This is a genomic window from Arthrobacter sp. P1_B11, from assembly GCF_056406715.1.
On record NZ_JBFTZQ010000033.1, the window covers coordinates 22,952 to 43,607 of the forward strand.

19 protein-coding genes are annotated in these 20,656 nt (G+C 66.1%); 9 read left to right on the forward strand and 10 right to left on the reverse strand.

Going from position 1 to position 20,656, the window contains the following annotated elements:
* The first annotated feature begins 154 nt into the window (after nt 1-154).
* From AC1D14_RS19770 to AC1D14_RS19780, 3 genes are all read left to right on the forward strand, one after another.
* The gene (locus AC1D14_RS19770; RefSeq protein WP_230119529.1) at nt 155-1,711 is read left to right on the forward strand and encodes a circularly permuted type 2 ATP-grasp protein; all 1,557 of its coding nucleotides are present in this window, start codon (nt 155-157) and stop codon (nt 1,709-1,711) included.
* An 87-nt stretch (nt 1,712-1,798) separates the two neighbouring features.
* A complete protein-coding gene (locus tag AC1D14_RS19775; RefSeq protein WP_230119528.1) occupies nt 1,799-2,725 on the forward strand; it encodes an alpha-E domain-containing protein in 927 nt (308 codons plus the stop codon).
* Nucleotides 2,722-3,573 carry a transglutaminase family protein gene (locus tag AC1D14_RS19780; RefSeq protein WP_230119527.1) on the forward strand — a complete coding sequence of 284 codons (852 nt, stop codon included), beginning with the start codon at nt 2,722-2,724 and terminating at the stop codon, nt 3,571-3,573. Before AC1D14_RS19775 ends, AC1D14_RS19780 begins: the two co-directional genes overlap by 4 nt.
* Before the next feature lie 25 nt (nt 3,574-3,598).
* On the opposite strand, the gene AC1D14_RS19785 is transcribed toward AC1D14_RS19780, so the two are convergent.
* The 4 genes from AC1D14_RS19785 to glgC form a co-directional block, all read right to left on the reverse strand.
* Nucleotides 3,599-4,081 carry a pyridoxamine 5'-phosphate oxidase family protein gene (locus AC1D14_RS19785; protein WP_230119526.1) on the reverse strand — a complete coding sequence of 161 codons (483 nt, stop codon included), beginning with the start codon at nt 4,079-4,081 and terminating at the stop codon, nt 3,599-3,601.
* Nucleotides 4,082-4,197: 116 nt separating this feature from the next.
* Nucleotides 4,198-4,659: a pyridoxamine 5'-phosphate oxidase family protein gene (locus AC1D14_RS19790; protein WP_476969046.1), complete on the reverse strand. Its 462-nt coding sequence runs from the start codon at nt 4,657-4,659 to the stop codon at nt 4,198-4,200.
* Between the two features lie 59 nt (nt 4,660-4,718).
* Nucleotides 4,719-6,170 (reverse strand): SDR family NAD(P)-dependent oxidoreductase, encoded by a 1,452-nt coding sequence (locus AC1D14_RS19795; RefSeq protein WP_230119524.1) that lies wholly within the window; start codon nt 6,168-6,170, stop codon nt 4,719-4,721.
* A gap of 81 nt (nt 6,171-6,251) precedes the next feature.
* Nucleotides 6,252-7,652, reverse strand: coding sequence for a glucose-1-phosphate adenylyltransferase (gene glgC / locus AC1D14_RS19800; protein ID WP_230119523.1), 1,401 nt, complete (start codon nt 7,650-7,652; stop codon nt 6,252-6,254).
* A gap of 100 nt (nt 7,653-7,752) precedes the next feature.
* On the opposite strand from glgC, the gene glgA reads away from it, so the two are divergent.
* Nucleotides 7,753-8,949, forward strand: coding sequence for a glycogen synthase (gene glgA / locus AC1D14_RS19805; RefSeq protein ID WP_230119522.1), 1,197 nt, complete (start codon nt 7,753-7,755; stop codon nt 8,947-8,949).
* A 106-nt stretch (nt 8,950-9,055) separates the two neighbouring features.
* On the opposite strand, the gene AC1D14_RS19810 is transcribed toward glgA, so the two are convergent.
* Together AC1D14_RS19810 and AC1D14_RS19815 are read right to left on the reverse strand one after the other, a co-directional pair.
* Complete coding sequence (locus AC1D14_RS19810) at nt 9,056-11,170, reverse strand: acyl-CoA dehydrogenase family protein (RefSeq protein WP_476969047.1); 2,115 nt, start codon at nt 11,168-11,170, stop codon at nt 9,056-9,058.
* 48 nt (nt 11,171-11,218) lie between these two features.
* On the reverse strand, nt 11,219-11,899 hold the full coding sequence (locus AC1D14_RS19815; RefSeq protein WP_230119550.1) for a TetR/AcrR family transcriptional regulator: 681 nt from the start codon (nt 11,897-11,899) through the stop codon (nt 11,219-11,221).
* A 68-nt stretch (nt 11,900-11,967) separates the two neighbouring features.
* Between AC1D14_RS19815 and AC1D14_RS19820 the strand changes: the two genes are divergently transcribed.
* Genes AC1D14_RS19820 through AC1D14_RS19830 form a run of 3 tightly spaced genes read left to right on the forward strand, consistent with a single transcriptional unit; the run spans nt 11,968 to nt 15,626 of the window.
* Nucleotides 11,968-13,371, forward strand: coding sequence for an acetyl-CoA C-acetyltransferase (locus tag AC1D14_RS19820; RefSeq protein ID WP_476969048.1), 1,404 nt, complete (start codon nt 11,968-11,970; stop codon nt 13,369-13,371).
* 9 nt (nt 13,372-13,380) lie between these two features.
* Nucleotides 13,381-14,718 (forward strand): 3-oxoacyl-ACP reductase, encoded by a 1,338-nt coding sequence (locus AC1D14_RS19825; RefSeq protein ID WP_476969049.1) that lies wholly within the window; start codon nt 13,381-13,383, stop codon nt 14,716-14,718.
* Complete coding sequence (locus tag AC1D14_RS19830) at nt 14,715-15,626, forward strand: MaoC family dehydratase (protein WP_476969050.1); 912 nt, start codon at nt 14,715-14,717, stop codon at nt 15,624-15,626. Before AC1D14_RS19825 ends, AC1D14_RS19830 begins: the two co-directional genes overlap by 4 nt.
* 10 nt (nt 15,627-15,636) lie before the next feature.
* Here AC1D14_RS19830 and AC1D14_RS19835 read toward each other — a convergent pair whose 3' ends face one another.
* From AC1D14_RS19835 to AC1D14_RS19850, 4 genes are all read right to left on the reverse strand, one after another.
* On the reverse strand, nt 15,637-16,755 hold the full coding sequence (locus AC1D14_RS19835; RefSeq protein WP_476969051.1) for an FUSC family protein: 1,119 nt from the start codon (nt 16,753-16,755) through the stop codon (nt 15,637-15,639).
* 89 nt (nt 16,756-16,844) lie between these two features.
* On the reverse strand, nt 16,845-17,906 hold the full coding sequence (locus tag AC1D14_RS19840) for a glutathione S-transferase family protein (RefSeq protein ID WP_476969052.1): 1,062 nt from the start codon (nt 17,904-17,906) through the stop codon (nt 16,845-16,847).
* Between the two features lie 9 nt (nt 17,907-17,915).
* Nucleotides 17,916-18,680, reverse strand: coding sequence for a M50 family metallopeptidase (locus AC1D14_RS19845; RefSeq protein WP_476969053.1), 765 nt, complete (start codon nt 18,678-18,680; stop codon nt 17,916-17,918).
* Between the two features lie 49 nt (nt 18,681-18,729).
* Entirely contained in the window at nt 18,730-19,455 is a 726-nt protein-coding gene (locus AC1D14_RS19850) for a polysaccharide deacetylase family protein (RefSeq protein ID WP_230119514.1), read from the reverse strand.
* A 336-nt stretch (nt 19,456-19,791) separates the two neighbouring features.
* On the opposite strand from AC1D14_RS19850, the gene AC1D14_RS19855 reads away from it, so the two are divergent.
* The gene (locus AC1D14_RS19855) at nt 19,792-20,256 is read left to right on the forward strand and encodes a GatB/YqeY domain-containing protein (protein ID WP_230119513.1); all 465 of its coding nucleotides are present in this window, start codon (nt 19,792-19,794) and stop codon (nt 20,254-20,256) included.
* A gap of 100 nt (nt 20,257-20,356) precedes the next feature.
* Nucleotides 20,357-20,554 (forward strand): hypothetical protein, encoded by a 198-nt coding sequence (locus tag AC1D14_RS19860; protein ID WP_230119512.1) that lies wholly within the window; start codon nt 20,357-20,359, stop codon nt 20,552-20,554.
* Nucleotides 20,555-20,656 lie beyond the last annotated feature (102 nt).

Here is a 20,656-nt window from a genome sequence, read left to right on the forward strand (position 1 = left end):
CAGCTGCGGCGGCGGCGTCGTCGGGGATCGGAAGTCTGGCACGTCCCTACCATGCCGGACAGGGGCGGCAAAAGACCAACCGGGAGGACCCGCCAACACGCCAGGACGGGGTCCGGAAATGAATTCGCAACAAAAAGGTGGTTGGCTAATGACCATGTCTGACCTATTCCAGGATTACTCTGAGGCGGCCGGCCGCACGGGCGCCTATGACGAGATGTTTGCCCCCGGGCAGATGGCCCGCACGTCCTACGGGCAGGTCGCCGGCGCTCTCCGGGAGCTTTCCCTCGCGGACGTCACCGCCCGCGCAGACTCGATGGCGCGCACGTTCCTGGACCGCGGCGTGACCTTTGACTTCGCCGGCGAGGAACGCCCCTTCCCCCTGGACATCGTTCCGCGGGTGATCCCCGCCGACGAGTGGGACGTGCTGGAACGCGGCGTAGCCCAGCGGGTCCGGGCTCTTGAGGCCTTCCTCAATGACGTCTACGACAAAATGACGGTCGTGTCCGACGGCGTGATCCCCAGGCAGCTGGTCACCACGAGCGCGCACTTCCACCGCGCCGTCCACGGCTTCGAACCGGCCGGCGGCGTGCGCGTGCATATCTCCGGCATCGACGTGGTGCGCGATGCGGAAGGGACCTTCCGCGTTCTTGAGGACAACGTCCGCGTCCCCTCAGGGGTCAGCTACGTGCTGGAAAACAGGCGTGCGATGGCGAAGGGCCTCCCGGAGGCATTCGGCCAGCAGCTCATCCGTCCCGTGGAGGAGTACCCCCGCCGGCTGCTGTCCGCCCTGCGTAAGACGGCGCCTTCCGGCGTCGACGATCCCACCGTGGTGGTGCTGACCCCGGGTGTTTTCAACAGCGCGTACTTCGAGCACACCCTCCTCGCCGGGCTGATGGGCGTGGAGCTCGTGGAGGGCCGCGACCTCATCTGCCGCGGCAACCGCGTGTACATGCGCACCACCGCCGGTGAGCAGCGGGTGGACGTCATCTACAAGCGGATCGACGACGACTTCCTCGACCCGCTGCAGTTCCGCTCCGATTCCATGCTGGGCTGCCCGGGCCTGGTGAATGCCGCCCGCGCCGGCGGCGTGACCATCGCCAACGCCGTGGGCAACGGCGTGGCTGACGACAAACTGGTCTACAGCTACGTTCCGGACCTGATCCGCTACTACCTCGGCGAAGAACCCGTCATCGCCAACGTGGACACCTTCCGGCTGGAAGAAAAGGAAGCGCGCGAGCATGTCCTCGACCGGCTCCACGAACTGGTGGTCAAGCCGGTTGACGGTTCCGGCGGCAAGGGCCTCGTGATTGGCCCGGACGCGTCCAAGGAGGAACTGGAAGCCCTGCGCAAGCGCGTCATCGCTGATCCCCGCGGCTGGATTGCCCAGCCGGTTTTGCAGCTCTCGACGGTGCCCACGCTCAGTGGGGACAAGTTCGGGCCCCGCCACGTGGATCTCCGCCCCTTCGCCGTCAACGACGGCGACGACGTCTGGGTCCTTCCCGGCGGCCTCACCCGCGTTGCCCTGAAGGAGGGTTCCCTGATCGTGAACTCCAGCCAGGGCGGCGGGTCCAAGGACACCTGGGTGCTGGCAGATTCCCCGCAGGTCCCCGTGGAGAGGCTGCCGCGGCAGTCCATCACCGTCCGGGAACGGGTCTCCGTGTGGCCGGTCGAGAGCAACTGGCGCGACCGCCAGTCGGAGCAGCAGCAGTGAGGCGGCAGGCGCCGCTCATGCCGGCATCCGCAGCCTTGTCATCAGACCGATTTCCCGCCACCACGCTCGCGCAGGAGGTAGCCGCACATGCTTAGCCGAATCGCCGAGTCCCTTTTTTGGATCGGCCGCTACGTTGAAAGGGCCGACGGAACGGCCCGCATCCTGGATGTCCACCTCGAACGGCTGAACCACCTGCCCACTGAGGAGCGGCGCAGCGTTGCCCGCGAACTGCTCGCGGTCATGGGAGCGCGCCCGCAGAGCGAGGAGTTCGGACTCGAGGAACTGCTGCACGCCCTCGCGTACGACAAGCACAGCGCCACATCCATCGCCGGGTCACTGGGCGCCGCACGTGAGAATGCCCGCCGTGCCCGTGAGACCGTGTCGTCCGGCCTGTGGGAAAGCCTTAACACCACGTACTACGGCCTCAACCAGCACCGCAAGGACGTGGTGGGCACCTACCGGTACTGCCACTGGGTGCTGGAACGGACCGCCATGGTCAGCGGCCTGGCGGACACCACCGTCAGCCACGATGACAGCTGGCTCTTCCTGGCCCTCGGACGCTCGCTTGAACGGGCCGACATGACGGCCCGCATGCTCTCCACCCGCGACGTCCTGTCCGCAGGCATGTCCTGGGTGAACATGCTGCGCTGCGCCGGTGCCTACGAGTCCTTCCTGCGCACGCGCCGTGCCGCCTTCGGAGACCAGCACGCGGCCGAGTTCCTCCTGCTGGACCGGCTCTTCCCGCGCTCGATTGTCTACGCACTGCGGGATGCCGACGAGTGCCTGGCGAAGCTGGATCCCTCGGCGCAGCGCGTCGGCTTCATCAACGACGCCCGCCGGATTGTCGGCCAGGCCCGCACCTTCCTCGAGTTCCACCGGACCGACGACCTCATGTCGGAGCTGCCGGAGCACATGGAGCGCGTGCAGAAGGCTGTTTCGCAGGCCTCGGACGCCATTTCCCGTAAGTACTTCAATCAGGCGGACGAACTGGCCTGGGTGGGAGAAGTTTCATGACCCGGCTGAGCATCATTCACAACACCGGCTACAAGTACAACAAGCGCGTCACCTTGTCCTACAACGAGGCCCGCATGACGCCGCTGACGGATCCGCAGCAAGTGGTGCTGGAGTCCTCGATGAAGGTCTCCCCGTCCCAGGCAGCGGTCAGCAGCTACCGCGACTATTGGGGCACCCGGGTCACCGCGTTCGACATGCAGATGCCGCACGAGTACCTTGAGGTCCTGTCCACAACCACCGTCGAAGTCCACAGGGTGGAACGCATTCCCTCGGAGGCGGACATCGTGGGCTGGGACGTCCTTTCCTCGCCGGAGGTCCTCAACCAGTTCAGCGACTGGGCACCCCAGTCCCAGCTGACCGGCCCGGGCGAGGAAGTGCTCGGCATCATCCCCGGCGTCGTGGCCGGAAAGAACCCGCATGAGGCCGCCTTGGCAGTCTTCGAATGGATGCGCGGCGAGATGACCTACATGAAGGGCACCACCGGCGTCACCACCAGCGCCGAGGAAGCCTGGACGCAAAGGCAGGGCGTATGCCAGGACCTCGCCCATCTGGCCATCGGAGCGCTGCGCAGCAGCGGCATCCCCGCCCGGTATGTCTCCGGGTACCTGCACCCGCGTTCGACGGCGGACATCGGCGAGTCCGTTGCCGGCCAGTCCCACGCGTGGCTGGAGTGGTGGGACGGCGAATGGCGCAGCTGGGACCCCACCAACCACAAACCGGCGGGAGATTTCCACGTCACCGTGGCCCGCGGCCGCGACTACCGCGACGTGCCGCCGCTCAAAGGCATCCTGTCCGGCGGCGGGGGATCCACGCTCAGCGTAAGCGTTGAGATCACCCGGCTGGCCTGACGGCCGGGTTTTCGGCCAGGGGATCCTACTCCGGGGAGGACTTTACGGCCCCGCTGAGCTGCGTCCACCAGGTGAGCGGCGGTGTCACCTTGAAACGCCGGCCGGTGATGGAGTCCGGAGTGATCCGGACGAAGTGGTCTTTCTGCCCGGCCTGCCACGGGAAAAGGTAGAGGGACGCCGAATCAAGGATTTCCTCGGTGTCCTTGAGGGCCGCGGCTTTGCCCTTGACCACCACGCTCCAGGCCATTCCGGAACCGGCATCTACGCCGTCGGCTTCCAGCGCTACGGGCGCGTCGCCCAGGGCGCCGCCAAGTTTGGTTCCCTCGGCAGTCCGGAACACCAGGGTGCCGTGGTCCACAGCGTAATTGAGCGGGAAGATGTCCGGATGGTCCTCCACCCAGACGGCCAGCCGGCCGACCGAAACCTGCCGGAGAAGCTCCCAGCACTGGCTTGATTCCAGGTGTTCCACGGATTCCCGGGACGCTGCGGCGGGCTGCACATTAGTCATGGACCAGAGCCTACGCCCGCTCCGACACGCTCGCCAGTGCGCCACCCGCGGCAGGGCCGCGCAGGCGTGAGCGGGCCCACCGCGTCGACTCTTGCGACTGCCGGAAGGGGCGGGGGCTACTCGAAGGACGCCCGGCGCTGGTCGCCAAGCCGGGTGTTCCAGACATCGGGGGCGTTTACCTTAAACCGCCGGCCGGTCAGGGCTTTCGGCGACAGCCGCACATAGTGTGATTTAGTTCCGGGCTCCCACGGCTCCAGGCCAAGGGCGTCCGCCGCAGCGCGCTCGGCGGGGTCGTCCACTGCCACGGTGCCGCCCCGCGCCACAACGCTCCAGGCCTCTTCGGTCTGGGCGTCGTAGCCGTCAATCTCGAAGGCGGCGGGCTCCTCTTCCATGGAACCCCAGAGCTTTGTCCCGCTGGCCGTGCGGAACACGATGCTTCGGCGCTCAATGACGAAGTTGACGGGGAAGATTTCCGGATGCCCGTCGATGATGAGGGCCAGCCTGCCGACGTTGGCTGAGGCCAGCAGCTCCCAGCAGTCGTCGAATGTGAGCTTACCGTCGTGCGGTGCACTGTTCATGGACACATCGTACGGCCACGGGCCGCGCACAGGGAGGTCATGACCCGGAGGACGGCCTCTTACCAGGGGCTCGGCTTGTAGTCCTTGAGGAAAACGCCGTATTGGTCTTCACCGTTCTCTCCCATGACGATGGGGTCGTAGACCCGTGCCGCCCCGTCCACAAGGTCCAGGGGTGCATGGAAGCCTTCGTCCATCAGCCGGACCTTGGTGTAATGCGGGCGCTCGTCGGTGATCCAGCCGGTGTCCACCGCCGTCATAAGGATGCCATCGTTGTCCAGCATCTCCTGGGCGCTGGTCCGGGTCATCATGTTCAGGGCGGCCTTGGCCATGTTCGTGTGGGGATGGCCCGGCCCCTTGTAGGCACGGGAGAACTGGCCCTCCATGGCGGAGACGTTCACGATGTATTTCCGGTGGGCTGTGGAGCGCTTCATGGCGTCCCGCAGCCTGCTGACGAGCAGGAAGGGCGCGGTGACGTTGCACAGCTGGACTTCCAGCATCTCCAGCGGGTCCACCTCGTCCACCACCTGGGTCCAGCTGTTGATGGTGGCGAGGTCGGGGACCAGTCCGCCGGCGTCGATGGCGGTGCCGGTCGCGATGCGTTCCAATGACGCAGAACCAGTAGAGAGTGCCAGCGAGGTGATGGCATCGCCGGCGAGCACGGGGTGCTCCGTGACGCTGCTGGCAAGGGCCAGGGGATGCTTGTCATGGGCATGGCCGAAGGTGACCAGCTCGGGACCTCCGTTGGCCGGCTCGAGGGCCGCCGGGAGCGGCTCGTCTTCCGCATCCACGAGGGGCTTGTACGCGTTGCCCGAGCGGCGCACGGTCTGCGCTGCGTTGTTGATGATGATATCCAGAGGGCCCGCGGCGTTCAGCGAATCGGTCAGCGCCATGACTTGGGAGGGATCGCGCAGGTCGATGCCCACGATCCTCAGCCGGTGCAGCCAGTCCGCACTGTCCTCCATGGCAGCGAAACGGCGTGCGGCGTCCTTAGGAAAGCGGGTGGTGATGGTGGTGTGCGCCCCGTCGCGGAGCAGCCGGAGTGCAATGTACATGCCGATCTTGGCGCGGCCGCCCGTGAGCAGGGCCCGGCGTCCGGTGAGGTCCGTCCGGGCGTCGCGCTTGGTGTGGCTAAAAGCGGCGCATTCCGGGCAAAGCTGGTGGTAAAAGGCGTCCACCTGCGTGTAGTGCTGCTTGCAGATGTAGCAGGGCCGAGACCTGATCAGGTGGCCGGCCACCTTGCCGGTAGCGGAGGGGGCGAGCTTGTTGCCCCGTGTCTCGTCGTCGATCCGGTCAGGGGCGGCCGTGGCGGTTTGCGCCAGTACAGCGCGGTCGGCCTCGGCGATGAGGTCGCGCTTCGAGACCCGGCGGTGCCGCTTGACGGCCTTGAACATCTTCCCGGTGGCACGGCGCACCGAGACGTAGTCCGGGTGCTCCTCGTCATAGACGTGGATGGTGTGCAAAACCTTGAGGCAGGCCTGAATCTCTTCAGGCGTCAGATCGGAGGTGCTCATTGGTCTGATTTTACAGCCTGTTGAGCCTCAGGCCTGCCTCAAGGTTTCCGGGGGCGGTCGCTCGGCGCGGGGGCCGGGCGCCTACCTCGACGGAGAGTTGGATCCCACAGCGGCGGCCTGGACCTGGCTTACCTGTTCCACGGAACTGTGCACTTCGGGGTAGTTCTCCGTGGCGGCCTTCACCGCGTTGGGAACCAGGTGCAGATTGGCCGCCGAAAGCTTCCGCTCGGCGTCGTCCGGTTCCGGTACGGCCTGCCCCTTGGAGAGCACGGTGATGCCTGAATCGGTGACCTTAAAACCGCGGGCCCGGTCGAGTTCCGGATCAAGGCCGATCGCGGCACCAGCGGGAACCTTGACATTCTTGTCGATGATGGCGCGGCGGACCACCGCACCCGCGCCGATCTGGACCTTGTCCATCAGGACCGAATCCACAACGCGGCTTGCCGTTCCGACGTAGACGTCGTTGGACAGGACCGAGCCTTCCACGATGCCGCCCGAGATGACCACGCCGCTGGCAACGATGGAGTCAAGGGCCGTTCCGACGGTGTTGTTGTCGCCGCGGACGAACTTGGCGGGCGGGGAGATGCTCTGCCGCGTGTAGATGGGCCATTCGGAGTTGTACAGGTTGAACACCGGCAGGGGAGAGATCAGGTCCATGTGGGCGTCGTAGAAGGAGTCGATGGTGCCGACGTCGCGCCAGTAGGTGCGGTCGCGTTCGGTGGATCCCGGGATGTCGTTGAGTGTGAAGTCGTACACCCCGGCCTCGCCCTGGTTCACGAAGTAGGGGATGATGTCGCCGCCCATGTCGTGCTTCGTGTCCAGGCGTTCGGCGTCGACGTGCAGGGCGTCCACCAGGGCGTCGGCGTCAAACACGTAGTTGCCCATGGAAGCCAGAAACTGGGTGGGGTCCGCGGCCAGCCCGGGGGTGGAGGACGGCTTCTCAACGAATGCCGCGATCTTCTGGGAGTCTTCGGGATCCACCTCGATCACGCCGAACTGGTCCGCCATGTGCAGCGGCTGGCGGACGGCGGCGACCGTTGCTTTCGCGCCACTGCGGACGTGCTGCTCCACCATCTGCGCGAAATCCATGCGGTACACGTGGTCGGCGCCAACGACGACCACAATATCCGGGTTGGCATCGCGGATCAGGTTCAGGGACTGGTAGATGGCGTTTGCGCTGCCAAGGAACCAGCTCTTGCCCACGCGCTGCTGCGCGGGAACCGACGCAACATAGTTGCCCAACTGGGTGGACATCCGCCAGGTTTCGGAGATGTGGCGGTCAAGGCTGTGGGACTTGTACTGCGTCAGGACCACGATCTGCAGATAGCGGGAATTCACGAGGTTGGACAGGGCAAAGTCGATCAGCCGGTAACTTCCCGCAAAGGGCACGCCGGGTTTGGCCCTGTCCGCCGTCAGCGGCATGAGGCGATTTCCCTCGCCGCCCGCGAGGACAATGGCCAGGACTTTCTTATTCAACGGCATGTGGTCGCTCCTGTACGCCTTCGTAACTTCCCCAACAGTCCGGCACGCCCGGACTCCTTCACACTAGAACAGTTCAACCGTAACGACTACCTTGGGTATCGTGCGAATAGACATTGTGACTAAAGAGTTCCCGCCGGAGATCTATGGTGGTGCGGGCGTCCACGTGGCCGAGCTGAGCCGGGTCCTGGCCAAGCACGTCGACCTGCAGGTGCGTGCCTTTGGCGCGCCCCGGGACGCCGACTACCACGGGGCGGCCGTGACCTCCTACTCCGTGCCGGAGGATCTCGGTTCCGCCAACGCCGCGGTCCAGACACTCGGCGTGGACCTGCGGATCGTGCCGGACATCGCGGGCGCCGACGTTGTGCATTCGCACACCTGGTACGCCAACATGGCGGGACACCTGGCCTCGTTGCTGCACGGCATCCCGCATGTGCTGAGCGCCCACAGCCTGGAGCCGCTGCGCCCGTGGAAGGCTGAGCAGCTCGGCGGCGGCTACGCGCTGTCCTCTTGGGTGGAGAAGACCGCCTATGAGGCCGCCGCGGCCATTATCGCGGTCTCCGAAGGCATGCGCCAGGACATCCTGCGCAGCTACCCCGAGGTGGACCCCGCCAAGGTCAAGGTGGTGCACAACGGCATCGACGTCAGCCTCTGGAACCGCGACGAGGACCACGACGCCGTCCGTGCGCTGGGCATCGACCCCGACCTTCCCAGCGTGGTGTTCGTTGGCCGCAACACGCGCCAGAAGGGTGTTCCCTACCTGCTGCGCGCTGCCGCGAAGCTCCCCGCCGATGTGCAGCTGGTGCTGTGCCTCGGGGCTGCCGACACGCCCGAACTCGCCGCGGAGACTGCACGCCTGATCGAGGAACTCCAGAGCCAGCGCAGCGGAGTGGTGCTCATTGAGCGGATGCTGCCCCGCAACGAGCTCATCCAGGTTCTCAGCCACGCCACCGCCTTCGCCTGCCCCTCCATCTACGAACCGCTCGGCATCGTGAACCTCGAGGCCATGGCCTGCGGCGCCGCCGTGGTGGCCAGTGCCACCGGCGGCATCCCCGAGGTGGTCCAGCACGGCGAAACCGGGCTCCTCGTGGATATTGAACAGGTCACCGACGGCACCGGCACCCCGCTGGATCCGGAAAAGTTCGTCAGCGAGTTTGCCGCCGCCCTTACAGAGGTTGTTTCTGACCCCGAGCGCGCCCGTGCCATGGGCGAGGCCGGCAGGCGCCGGGCCGAAGAGCACTTTTCCTGGGAATCCATCACTGAGACCACCCTCGACGTCTACCGTTCCGTCCTCAAATAGCCGGCACTCAAGCAGGACTGCCCAAATTCAGTAAAGCAAGGCAATAAAGCGCGACGGCGGCGCTCCCCACCCATGGGGAGCGCCGCCGTCGGGCATTTAACGCAGATTAGCCCTTCCGCGCCAGGAGCGACTTCTCCTCCACCGGGGCGTCACCGCTGGCGCGCTGCGCACGGTAGAAGTTCCGTGCCTCGTCCTGGCGGACCTTCTCCGCGCCGGTGGCGATCGCTGCACGGAGGTGGTCCGGGCCGTATCCGAAGGCATCCACAAGATCCAGCGCGTGGGGACGGATCTTGACCAGAAGCCTGTTGATGTAGTCGCCCACGGTCCGCGCGCGCTGCATCGAGAGCCGGCCGTTCATGAGATACCAGGACAGGTTCTTCTCGATCAGGGACAGCCCGAACAGATCCCGTAGCCACGTGAGGACAGCCCTTGTTCCAGGGTCCGCAACCTTGGGGAGAGCCTCGGTGAAAGCTTCCCACTGCAACAGTTCGGCGTGGGCCTGGGCCGCGTCGATCAGCTCGTCCTGGTGCTGGTTGAACACTGCAGCAGCCTGGTCCTGCGGCAGCTTGTTGGCGCCCTTGAGGGCAGCTGCGGCCTCGGCGACCATCGACTGCACCCGGTCTGTCAGGAGCGCCCGCTGGCTATCCTCATCGCGCAGGGCAATTGCTGCCTTCTGGGGAAGGCCGTTATCGGCGACGAACTGCGCCACTCCCCGGAGCCCGGTACGGTGGACGGCGGTTCCGGCCGCCTGGTTGACCACGTAGCGCGCGAGGACTCCGAACGTGACGCTGCGGAATTCCTTGGCGTAGTCAGCCAGCAGCCGCTTTGCCACAAGCTGGAGGAGGACCGTGTTGTCGCCCTCGAAAGTGACGTAGACGTCGAGGTCGGCGCGGAGCGACGCGAAGCGGTTTTCGATCAGGAAGCCGGCGCCGCCGCAGGCCTCGCGGCACTCCTGCAGGGTGTCGAGGGCGTGCCAGGTGCTGAGCGGCTTGAGGGCAGCGGCCAGCGTCTCGAGGTCCTGCCGGTCCTCATCAGTGTCGTGCGCGCCGGAGAATACGTCGTCGAACTTCTCCAGCAGCTGCTCGTGGGCGAACGCCGCAGCGTACGTGGTTGCCAGGCGTGTGAAGAGCCGGCGCTGGTGGCGCTGGTAGTCCAGGAGGACTTCCTCCTCGGTGGGGGAGGAAGCGTTGAACTGGCGGCGCTCGGTGGCGTAGGTAATGGCGGTCTTGAGTGCGAGCTTGGAGGCAGCCACCGCGGCACCGTCGAGGCTGACCCGGCCCTGGACCAGCGTGCCCAGCATGGTGAAGAAGCGCCGGCCGGGGCTGGCGATCGGGGAGCTGTAGTTCCCGGCAGCGTCCACATCGCCGTAGCGGTTAAGCAGGTTCGTGCGGGGGATCCGGACATTGCTGAAGTGCAGGCGCCCGTTGTCGATCCCGTTCAGGCCGCCCTTGACGCCGTCGTCCTCGCCGCCTATCCCGGGGAGGAATTCCTTCGTGTCGGGATCACGGAGATCGACGTAGAACGCATGGACCCCGTGGTTCACGCCGCGCGTGACCAGCTGGGCGAACACCACGGCGCCAAGGCCGTCGACGGCGGCGTTGCCGATATAGTCCTTCCAGGCTGCACGGAACGGTGTGTTGATGACGAATTCCTCCGTGCCGGCGTCGAAGGTGGCGGTGGTGGCGATGCTGGCGACATCCGAGCCGTGCCCTGTCTCCGTCATGGCGAAGCATCCCGGGATGTCGAGGTTCATGATGCCAGGCAGCCACTTCGTGTGGTGCTCACCTGCGCCCAGGTGCATCACGGCGGAACCGAAGAGGCCCCACTGCACGCCCGCCTTGATCTGCAGGGAGGGATCGGCCGTGACCAGTTCCTCGAAGCCAGCGATGTTTCCGCCGTGGTCATCGGAGCCACCGAAGGCTGTGGGGAAAGCGCGGTGGACGGCGTCGTTGTCCACGAGGTACCGAAGCTGGCCGAACGTCCGCTGCCGGTGTTCGGTGTGGGTGAGGCCTTCCGTCTTGTGCAGTTCCGGGCGGGCGGCCAGCTCGCGTGCCTGGCGTCGGACGTCTGCCCATTTGCCGAGCAGCTGCTCACCCAGTGCGGCGACGTCGACGGCGGGCGTCCCGCCGGGGATCAGGCCGTTGGCGCTCTGACCCGTAGCAATGCCTTCCGGCGCGGGTCGGGAGGGTGCGCCCGTGGGGCGGTCCGCTACTTCAGTCATGTCGATTCCTTCGTTGGTTCTGACAATTTGAGGGGTTGTTGAACGGGTTTATTGAACGTCGGTAAGTTCTGGTGCGATGCCCACACACAGCCACGCCGTAATCTGGCGGGCCATTGCGTCCTGGTCGGGCTTCTCGGGGGAGACCGGGCTGGCCAGCCACTGTTCGCCGGCATTGCGGACCAGCCCGATCGCGGCGTTGGGCCAGTATCCGATGACCGCTTCCTTGCCGGCGCCGAGATGCGCGCGCATGGGCCGGGCAATCATCTTGGCAATGGAATCAAAGAAGTGACCGAGGGCCCCGGCCGTGGCAATGGTGGTCTGGCCGCCGTCCTGTTCCGCGGCCGAGTGCCGGGTCACGAACGCGTACACGTTGGGACTCGTCTCGGCCATCTGCAGATAGGCAGAGACCATGGCGAAGAGGCCCTCGCGCGGCGTCTGGGCGCTCTGGGCCGCCTCGTGGATGCGCCGCTGCATCTGGCTCAATACCACTTCGCCCACTGCCTGCTGAAGGCCGGCCTTGTCTCCGAAGTACCTGTAGAAGACAGACTTTGATGTCCCGGCTGCGGCCGCGATGTCCTCCATGGACGCATCGCTTCCGAGGGTGTGAACAGCTCGTCGGGCGGACTTGATGAGCTCTCGCCTCCGCTCCTCACGGTGCGACTGCCAGCGGGAGGCGCGGCCGTCGACAGCGGCGGGTACGGGCTCGGGAAGTCGGCGGGGCCGGTTCATGTTCACGATACCCAGCGTATCAGGTACGCTGGGTATCGATAATTAGCGCGGATCAAAGGAGACAGAGCATGTCCGTCGATGGACAGTCAGTAACCGGACCAGAAGAAACCACCAACGTCCGGGCGGCAGGTTCGCCCCAGTCCCTTCGTGAGGCACAGTCCCTTCGTGAAGCACAGGCTCTCCGAAAGGCTGTGGTGGTCGGCGGCAACAGGATCCCGTTTGCACGGACCGGCGGGGCCTACACGAAGTCCTCCAACCAGGACATGCTCACCGCGGCGCTGGACGGACTGATTGCCCGCTTCGGGCTGCAGGACGAGCGGATCGGCGAAGTCGCCGCCGGTGCCGTGCTGAAGCACTCGCGTGATTTCAACCTGACCCGAGAGGCTGTCCTGGGCTCCGCCCTGTCGGCCGAAACTCCCGCCTACGACGTCCAGCAGGCCTGCGCCACCGGTCTGGAAACTGTGCTGGGCCTCGCCAACAAAATCAGGCTCGGGCAGATCCAGTCGGCCATCGCCGGCGGCGTCGACTCAGCGTCCGATGCCCCGATCGCAGTCAGTGAGGGCCTCCGCGAAGTCCTGCTGGACCTCAACCGTGCGAAGGCGCTGCCGCAGCGCCTGCAGATCCTCGCCCGCCTCCGGCCCAAGGACCTCGCCCCCGATGCGCCCAACACGGGCGAGCCCCGGACGGGCCTGTCCATGGGGGAGCACCAGGCCTTGACCACAGCCCAGTGGAAGATCACCCGCCAGGCCCAGGACGAGCTGGCCTACAACAGCCACCGCAACCTCGCAGCCGCTTATGAGGCCGGATTCTTCGATGACCTCCTCACGCCCTACCGCGGGCTCAGCAGGGATTCCAACCTCAGGGCAGACACCACCCTCGAGAAGCTTGCCTCCCTGAAGCCGGTCTTCGGCCGGAACCTGGGCTCGGAGGCCACGATGACGGCAGGCAACTCCACTCCGCTGACGGACGGCGCCTCCACTGTGCTGCTTGCCTCGGAAGAGTGGGCGGACCAGCACGGTCTGCCCAAGCTCGCCACAGTCCTTGACGGCGAGGCCGCCGCCGTGGACTTCGTGCACGGAAAGGACGGGCTGCTCATGGCTCCGGCCTTCGCTGTGCCTCGGCTGCTGGCGCGCAATGGCCTGACACTGGATGACATCGACTTCTTCGAAATCCACGAGGCTTTTGCCGGGACCGTGCTGAGCACGCTGGCTGCCTGGGAAGACGAGGAATTCGGGCGCACCCGGCTCGGGCTGGACGGAGCATTCGGCAAGGTGGACCGTGCCAGGCTCAACGTCAACGGATCATCACTGGCAGCGGGACACCCGTTTGCCGCGACTGGCGGCCGGATTGTTGCGTCACTCGCCAAGATGCTGCACGCCAAGGGGACGGTGGACGGGCGTCCGGCGCTCGGACTCATCTCTGTCTGCGCCGCCGGCGGCCAGGGCGTCGTGGCACTTCTGGAAGCACACTAGGGATATCTCATGACAGACACTTACACACGGCTGGTCAGCAAGGGGCTGGGCCGGGACGTCGCCAAGAAGCTCGGACTCCCGCAGCCTGCCGTGCTGCGGCGCTACGAGCCCGGCCAGCCCCTCATCAGCGGACCGGTCCTGGTCGAAGGTTCCAGCCCGGGGGCAGACGCGCTCGCGGCACAGCTCCTTGAGTGGGACCTGGACGTCCGCCGGCACGCCGTTCCCAAGGAAAGGCTGGGCGCGATCGTGCTGGTTCTGGACGATCTGGAGTCACCGGCCGACCTCGAACAGCCGGTTCTGACGGCCGCCCCGTCGCTGCGCGACCTGGCTCCGAACGGACGCGTGGTCACTGTTTCGCGCGCTTCCGACGGAGCCACACCCGCCGCCGCCGCAGTCCGGCAGGGCGTCGACGGGCTGCTGCGCTCACTGGCCAAGGAACTGCGCGCCGGCGCCACGGGCAACGGCATTGTCCTCGCCGAGGATGTCAGCGCCACGTCGCCTGCGGCGCTCGGAGCGCTCAGCTTCTTCCTCTCGGGCCGGTCCGCCTTTGTGGACGGCCAGTTCGTGCGGATCGGCTCAACAGCGGGAAGGCTGCCTGCCGACGCTGACAAACCGCTCGCCGGAAAAGTCGCCGTGGTTACCGGGGCCGCCCGCGGCATCGGCGCGGCCATTGCGCGGACGCTGCACCGTGACGGTGCCACGGTGGTGGTGGTCGATATTCCGACCGCAGGTGACCATCTGGCCGACGTTGCCAACGAAGTCCGGGGCACAGCGCTGGAGCTCGACGTCAGCCGGGACGATGCCGGCCAGCGGATCATTGACCATGCCGTCGGACGCCACGGGCACCTGGACATCGTGGTCCACAACGCGGGCATCACCCGGGATAAGCTGCTCGTCAACATGGATCACGGGCGCTGGAGCTCCGTGATCGGCGTGAACATTGCCGCCCAGCTGCGGATCAATGAGGAGCTGCTGGCTTCCGAGCATTTCCGCTCGGCTCCCAGGATCGTGTCAGTCGCGTCAACCAGCGGCATCGCCGGCAACCGGGGCCAAACCAACTACGCAGCCTCCAAGGGAGGCGTGATCGGCATGGTCCGCGCCACGGCGCCGCTGCTCGCGGAGCGTGGCGGCTCGATCAATGCCGTGGCCCCCGGGTTCATCGAAACGGAGATGACGGCCCGCATCCCGTTCGCCACACGCGAGGTTGCGAGGCGGCTCAATTCACTGCAGCAGGGCGGTCGTCCGGAGGACGTGGCCGAGGCCATTGCCTTTCTCGCCAGCGACGCCGCAGGAGGCATTTCCGGAGAGGTACTGAGGGTTTGCGGACAAAACCTGGTGGGTGCATGAACACCGGCCAGCCCATCATCCTGGGCGAGATGCCGTCCCTTTCGAAACTCTATGTGAACGCGGCTGCGGCGGCGGCCCGGCGACGGATCCTTGGCTCCCCAGCGGGTGCGGGGCTGCCTTCGGTGGGCCACGAAGTTCGGGGAGTGCAGGCCGACGTCGGAAACCTCACCGCCTATCAGCACCTGATCGGTGAAACCGCCAGCGACGTGCTGCCCGCCGGGTTCATTCACGCGCTGGCGTTCCCCGTGGCCATGAGCGTCATGAACCGCGACGACTTTCCACTGCCGCTGCTGGGAATGATCCATCTCCGTAATGTTGTTGAGCAGCGCAGCCCCGTTCGGTTTACCGAGCCGCTGGATATTACTGCCCGGGCGGAAGCACTCCGGGCGCACAGGTCTGGAACGCAGCTGGACCTAGTTGCCGAGGTCCGGGTGTCCGGCGGCGAGACCGTGCGCTGGCGGGGCATTTCCACGTATCTGGCGAAGGGAGTATTCCTTCCCGGCATCGACAAAGCCTCCGCCTCCGTGCGGCCGGAGGACTTCAAAGCTCCGGATCCCACCGCCGTCTGGCAACTGGGCGTGGATGCAGGGCGGGCGTACGCCGCAGTGTCAGGGGATTTCAACCCCATCCACCTCAGTGTCCTGTCCGCCAAGGCCCTGGGCATGCGGCGGTCGATTGCGCACGGGATGTACCTGGCCTCGCGGGCTCTGGCTGATGTCGGTGCAGCCAAGGGCGATTCATTCCGCTGGGACGTCACGTTTGAAGCACCGGTATTCCTTCCGGCGCCGGTCGGCCTGGACATCAGCACCGTCCAGACGGATGGTGCGGCCTGGCTGCGATCGGACTACGTGGCCTGGAACCCGCGTTCGGGCCGGAAGCATTTCAGCGGTTCAGTGGCGGCGCTGTAGCTCGGGCTGCCTACTGGCCGTCCGTGCGGGCGACCCGCAGTATCCGGTGCAGGCTCAGCAAAATGGATTCCGCGGCGCTGGGGGCGTCGGCGTCGACGTCGTCGGAGGCAATCCGCCTTTCCAGGGAACCGACCGCAGCGTGTGCGGCAGTTATCAGCTCTGCTTGCCGGCCGGCGTCGTCCTCCTCCGCTGAGCGGAGCACTTCCCCGACGGCGGCCAGGGCTTTGGCGAGGGGCTCGCTGTACGGCAGGGGGATGGTGAAGGGCATGTCCTTGTTCCAGATGACGTCGGCAAGCACCTCGGTCATGTCCTGGATATGGAACGTGACGCGCTCCAAGTCTCGGACGTTGCGGTAGTCAAGGTCCACGTCGCGCGGATGGAAACGGCGGCGCGGGTTGGCTTCCCTGCTCGCGTCCGCCTTTTGGACGGCGGCGCGGACTGATCGGGCGGACCTGGCAAGCTCTTCGGACCGCTGTGACCAGGCTTCGTGCTCCGGAGGCCATTTTTCGTGCATCGCCGCCCCCATGTCCGACAGCTGACGGGCCAGGGCAAGCCGCAACTCGGCCAGGCTCAGGGCGGCAGCATTGAAGTGGAGGGGCGGGAAAACGAGCAGGTTTACGACGACGCCCACGGCAACGCCGACGCCCATTTGGAGCAGGTAGCCGAACGAAAAGTCGTCCGGGTTCCGTCCACCCACCAGCAGGACCAGGAGAGCCGCCGTCGGAATCCAGTCCCGGCCGGCCCCAAGGCGGGGGAGTCCGGCCAGCAGGACGCCAAATGCCATCACGACGCCAACGCTCAGCGGCGTGGCGCCCAGGCTGATCAGGACGAAAGCGAGTCCGATCCCGGCCGCCAGGCCGACGAGGGTCTGCAGTCCTTGTCGCATGGAACCGGCAACATTTTCATACATGGCCACCAGCGCGCCCAGCGGAGCGTAGTACGGGTAATGGGCCGCGGCGCCCGGCATCAGCGGTGCGATCAGAAATGCTATGCCGGCGGCCAGGCCCGCTTTGGCAGCCAGCTGCAACCGCGGTGCTGCCAGGGCCCGGGTCACGCTGGCTGACGTGAGCCGCCAAACTCTACGCGGAAGAGGCTCCTGGGCCGGGGTGTCCTGCTTTGTGGTGGTCATCGGGCCCCACACTAGGGTGGCGAACGGAGTGCGACAAGTGGACTAACCCCTCAGCGTCCTCGCCGGGGGCTGGGAGACGGCGGAATCTGTCAGCGGACTCCGTTCCCTGCGGCCACTTCTTCCCCTGCCCTGACGGGCCCTGGCGGAGTGCCCTCGCCGAAAGGACTTCCGCCCAGGGACTCCCGCCCGTGCGGAGTCAGCCACCCGGAAAGGTCCGGCCCCGCCGGGACGACGCCGGTGGGATTGATGTCCTCGTGGACGATGTAGTAGTGCTGCTTGATCTGCACGAAGTCGATGGTGTCGCCGAAGCCCGGAGTTTGGAACAGGTCCCTGGCGTATGCCCAGAGGACCGGCATCTCGCTGAGTTTGTTCCGGTTGCATTTGAAATGCCCGTGGTAGACGGCGTCGAACCTGACAAGTGTCGTGAAGAGCCGGACGTCGGCTTCGGTAATGTAATCGCCGACGAGATACCGCTGCGCTGCCAGCCGTTCGTCAAGCCAGTCGAGAGCGGTCCACAGGCGGCTGTAGGCGGCGTCGTACGCGTCTTGGGAGCCGGCGAAGCCACACCGGTACACGCCGTTGTTGACTTCGGTGAACACCCGCTTGTTGACGCGGTCGATTTCCTCGCGGAGATGCTCCGGGTACAGCCGCGGCGCTCCGGGGCGGTGGAACTCGGTCCACTCGGTGGAGAAGTCCAGGGTGATCTGGGGATAGTTGTTTGTCACCACGGCTCCGCTCGCGATGTCCACCATCGCCGGAACCGTGATGCCGCGCGGGTAGTCCGGAAAACGCCGGAAGTAGGCCTCCTGCAGGCGTTCAATGCCGAGCACGGGGTCTGTCCCGCCCGGATCCAGGTCGAAGGTCCAGGACCGGGCGTCGTGGGTGGGGCCGGGCTGGCCAAGGGAGATGGCGTCTTCAAGGCCCAGCAGGCGGCGGACGATGACCGTCCGGTTTGCCCACGGGCAGGCGCGCGCGGCGATCAGCCGGTAGCGGCCCGGTTCCACAGGCCAGCCGGGTTCCCCATTGGGCCCGGCTGCGCCGGTTTTCGTGATCCGGTCCTCGATGTAGCTGGTGTCCCGGTTGAATTCTCCGCCCGTGACATACGCGCCCTTTGTGCTGTGTTCTTTGACGGTGCTGGACTCCTGGTTCATCACTCCAGACTATGTGGCCGCTGCAAGGATGTGCGACATCGGCTGCCAGGCCACCACCCACGATGCGGCCACGACCAGGGAGAAGAGGACTATCCAGACTCCTGACGGAATGGCGGTCGCCCGGTAAAGGATGTACGCGTCCGAGGTCGGCAGCTGATCCCGGCGGCGGAGGTGCACGTTGGTGAGTTTGGCCAGGTCCCGTACGGCGGCCACGAGCAGCGCGAGCCCCAGGATGATAGCCACATGCCCGGTGAAGGCGGCCGGCACAGCGAGAACGAGGGCGGCTGCGGCGAAGACCGCGGCGAGAAGAATGAACACGCCGGCTAGGTTGCGGATGAACATCAGGGACGCCAGCAGCACCAGCAACCCGGCGGACATCGCGGCCGGGCCCCAGCCGTTGAAGCCGGACCATACCAGCGCGGCGCCGGTGACGCCCGGGACGGGATAGCCCCAAAAGCCGGACCAGACGGCGGCGAAGCGCCCGCGCGTGTAGGAGGTGGTGGTGCCGGAATGATTCAGCCGCAGTTTGATCCCGCCCAGCCGCTGGCCGCTGGTGAGCGCCGCAAAGGCGTGCCCCAGTTCGTGGGTCACTGTTGCGAAAAGCCCGAAGTACCGCCAGGTGGCGCGCGGGACCGAAAGAACGCCGGCGACCAGGACGACGGCGAGCAGCTCGGTGACGCTCACCGCAGGAATGTCGGACCTCGCGAAGCCGGCGACAATGCGGTCCCACCATTGCTCGGGCATGGGCAGGGCTGGTGCAGCTGAGTGATCCATAGGGTTCAAGGCTACCGCCGGAAGCTGTGGCCGGCCGTTGGATGCTGGGTTAGACGAGATTGAGCCAGCCGGGCTTGAGGCCTGCGGCCTTCAGGACGGGCAGGGCGCGTGCGACTCCCGCCGCGGTACCGCCCTGCGCCTGGTTGGCGTGGGCAATAATGATGTCTCCGGGTTTGGCTGCGGCGACTTCGCCGTAGACGACCGGCGCCGGGTACGTTGCACCGCCGTCGCCGTTGATGCTGAACGAGACGGGGATCAGTCCCAATCTCCTGACGATGGCAACCGAGACGTCGTCGAGGTAAGCGGTGCCGGGCCGGAAGTAGCGGGTGGGCGCGCCAGTAAGCCGGCGGAGCGCCTGCTGGTTCACCATGACCTCGTCGTAGACCTCAGCAGGGCTTGCGGTGCCCCTGATTCCGTAAGCGCTCCGGCCGGTCACTGACAGGGGGACATGTCTGGTGCCGTGATTCCCGATCTCGAACAGGGGATTACCCGCCAAGGACCTGGCGAGCTTCGGGTGGGCCTGGATCCAGCGGAAATTAAGAAAGAAGGTGGCACGTGTCCTCGTCCGGCGCAGGGTGTCGATGAGTTCCTGGTCCACGCCGTTTCCTCCGGGACCGCCGCAGCAGTCGAAAGTCAGCGCGATCCCGCGGCTGCCTGCGGAGAGTTTGTTGACGGTTCCGGGCGCTTCCAGGCCCCACTGCCGCGGAATGCGGCCTTTGAAGGCGGCGACGATGCTGTCCTTGCCGGGCGGGGTGGGTGCGTGCGTGCGCGTCATCTGGGGGACTGCGCCAGGAGTGCTGGAGGCGGGAATCCGCGGAGGTGGCGCTGTGTTAGTTCCGCTCCCGCCGCGCGGGTCGGCATCCGTGCACCCGCTAAGTGCCGCGGCAACCGTGGCGAAGGTAAAAAGCCGCCTGCTCATTACATGAGCCGGACGCTCTTCGCCTTGCCGTTCCATCCGTGCTTTCCTTCCGGTGCGGGTCCCCATGCCCCAAACCTTCACCACCCTAACGGGATTTTGTGTCATTGCCGGTGACGGCACGCGCGTCCTTAAAGGTGCACGATTGAATTACTAGCCGCCCACCACGAATCGCTACAGCACGATGAGGAAATCATGACCACACTGAAGGAACGCCTGCACGCTGACGTCATCGTCCACATGAAGGACCGCAACAAGGTCGCGCTCACCACCGTGAGAAACGTCTTGGGCGAGATCGAAACGCGGGAAAAGTCCGGCAAGACTCCGATCGAGCTGCAGGACGATCAGGTCATGGCCCTGCTGCAAAAGGAAGCCGCCAAGCGCCGGGATACTGCCCTCATCTACACCGAGGCGGGTGAAAATGACCGCGCCGCTGCGGAAATCGCAGAAGCCGAGGTCATCGAGACATATCTGCCGCAGCCACTGGGCGCAGACGAGGTGGAGGCAATAGTCGACGAGGCCATCGAAGCGTTGAAGGCCGACGGTGTTGAGCTGTCAATGCGACAGATGGGCGCCGTGATGAAGCCTGTAACCGCCAAGGTCGCCGGACGATTCGACGGCAAGGCGGTAAGTGAGATCGTCCGCGCGCGCCTGGCATAAGTGCAAGCATCAGGCCTAAGTACTGAGGCATCGACACAGGGTCGACTCGCCATCAGATTGGGAGGACGATGGAAGTACACCCACTGTAAGGAGGTCGGTGATGTGCTATTCATCGTGCGAGGGATGGCAGTACTACAAGAAGGATCACGCCCGGGAAGCTGAAGGGCGCCGGGAGACGAGCCCAGACGAGGCACCTGAGCCTCAGGTCCAGGCAGAGGAATCCAAGATGTGGGCCTATCTCGCCAAGCTGGAGCAAAGCGCGGTTGAGCAGCCTGACCGCGTCAGCGAAGGAGTCTAGGCACTGCAGTTCGGAGGGCCCCGCGGCGCGGGGCCCTCCGCTTTTGGGAGAGCAGGCGGCGTTTAACGCCCAAGTAGTGGTCCAGCGCCGCGATCACGCCGC

Excerpts from the sequence above, each read along its gene's own strand:
- AC1D14_RS19795 (WP_230119524.1), bottom strand. The coding sequence starts at position 6,170 with ATGAGCACCTCCGATCTGACGCCTGAAGAGATTCAGGCCTGCCTCAAG.
- AC1D14_RS19860 (WP_230119512.1), top strand. The coding sequence starts at position 20,357 with ATGTGCTATTCATCGTGCGAGGGATGGCAGTACTACAAGAAGGATCAC.
- AC1D14_RS19830 (WP_476969050.1), top strand. The coding sequence starts at position 14,715 with ATGAACACCGGCCAGCCCATCATCCTGGGCGAGATGCCGTCCCTTTCG.
- AC1D14_RS19820 (WP_476969048.1), top strand. The coding sequence starts at position 11,968 with ATGTCCGTCGATGGACAGTCAGTAACCGGACCAGAAGAAACCACCAAC.
- AC1D14_RS19790 (WP_476969046.1), bottom strand. The coding sequence starts at position 4,659 with ATGAACAGTGCACCGCACGACGGTAAGCTCACATTCGACGACTGCTGG.
- AC1D14_RS19825 (WP_476969049.1), top strand. The coding sequence starts at position 13,381 with ATGACAGACACTTACACACGGCTGGTCAGCAAGGGGCTGGGCCGGGAC.
- AC1D14_RS19815 (WP_230119550.1), bottom strand. The coding sequence starts at position 11,899 with ATGAACCGGCCCCGCCGACTTCCCGAGCCCGTACCCGCCGCTGTCGAC.
- AC1D14_RS19785 (WP_230119526.1), bottom strand. The coding sequence starts at position 4,081 with ATGACTAATGTGCAGCCCGCCGCAGCGTCCCGGGAATCCGTGGAACAC.
- AC1D14_RS19780 (WP_230119527.1), top strand. The coding sequence starts at position 2,722 with ATGACCCGGCTGAGCATCATTCACAACACCGGCTACAAGTACAACAAG.
- AC1D14_RS19855 (WP_230119513.1), top strand. The coding sequence starts at position 19,792 with ATGACCACACTGAAGGAACGCCTGCACGCTGACGTCATCGTCCACATG.
- glgC (WP_230119523.1), bottom strand. The coding sequence starts at position 7,652 with ATGCCGTTGAATAAGAAAGTCCTGGCCATTGTCCTCGCGGGCGGCGAG.
- AC1D14_RS19835 (WP_476969051.1), bottom strand. The coding sequence starts at position 16,755 with ATGACCACCACAAAGCAGGACACCCCGGCCCAGGAGCCTCTTCCGCGT.
- AC1D14_RS19775 (WP_230119528.1), top strand. The coding sequence starts at position 1,799 with ATGCTTAGCCGAATCGCCGAGTCCCTTTTTTGGATCGGCCGCTACGTT.
- AC1D14_RS19810 (WP_476969047.1), bottom strand. The coding sequence starts at position 11,170 with ATGACTGAAGTAGCGGACCGCCCCACGGGCGCACCCTCCCGACCCGCG.
- AC1D14_RS19845 (WP_476969053.1), bottom strand. The coding sequence starts at position 18,680 with ATGGATCACTCAGCTGCACCAGCCCTGCCCATGCCCGAGCAATGGTGG.
- AC1D14_RS19850 (WP_230119514.1), bottom strand. The coding sequence starts at position 19,455 with ATGACGCGCACGCACGCACCCACCCCGCCCGGCAAGGACAGCATCGTC.
- AC1D14_RS19840 (WP_476969052.1), bottom strand. The coding sequence starts at position 17,906 with ATGAACCAGGAGTCCAGCACCGTCAAAGAACACAGCACAAAGGGCGCG.
- AC1D14_RS19770 (WP_230119529.1), top strand. The coding sequence starts at position 155 with ATGTCTGACCTATTCCAGGATTACTCTGAGGCGGCCGGCCGCACGGGC.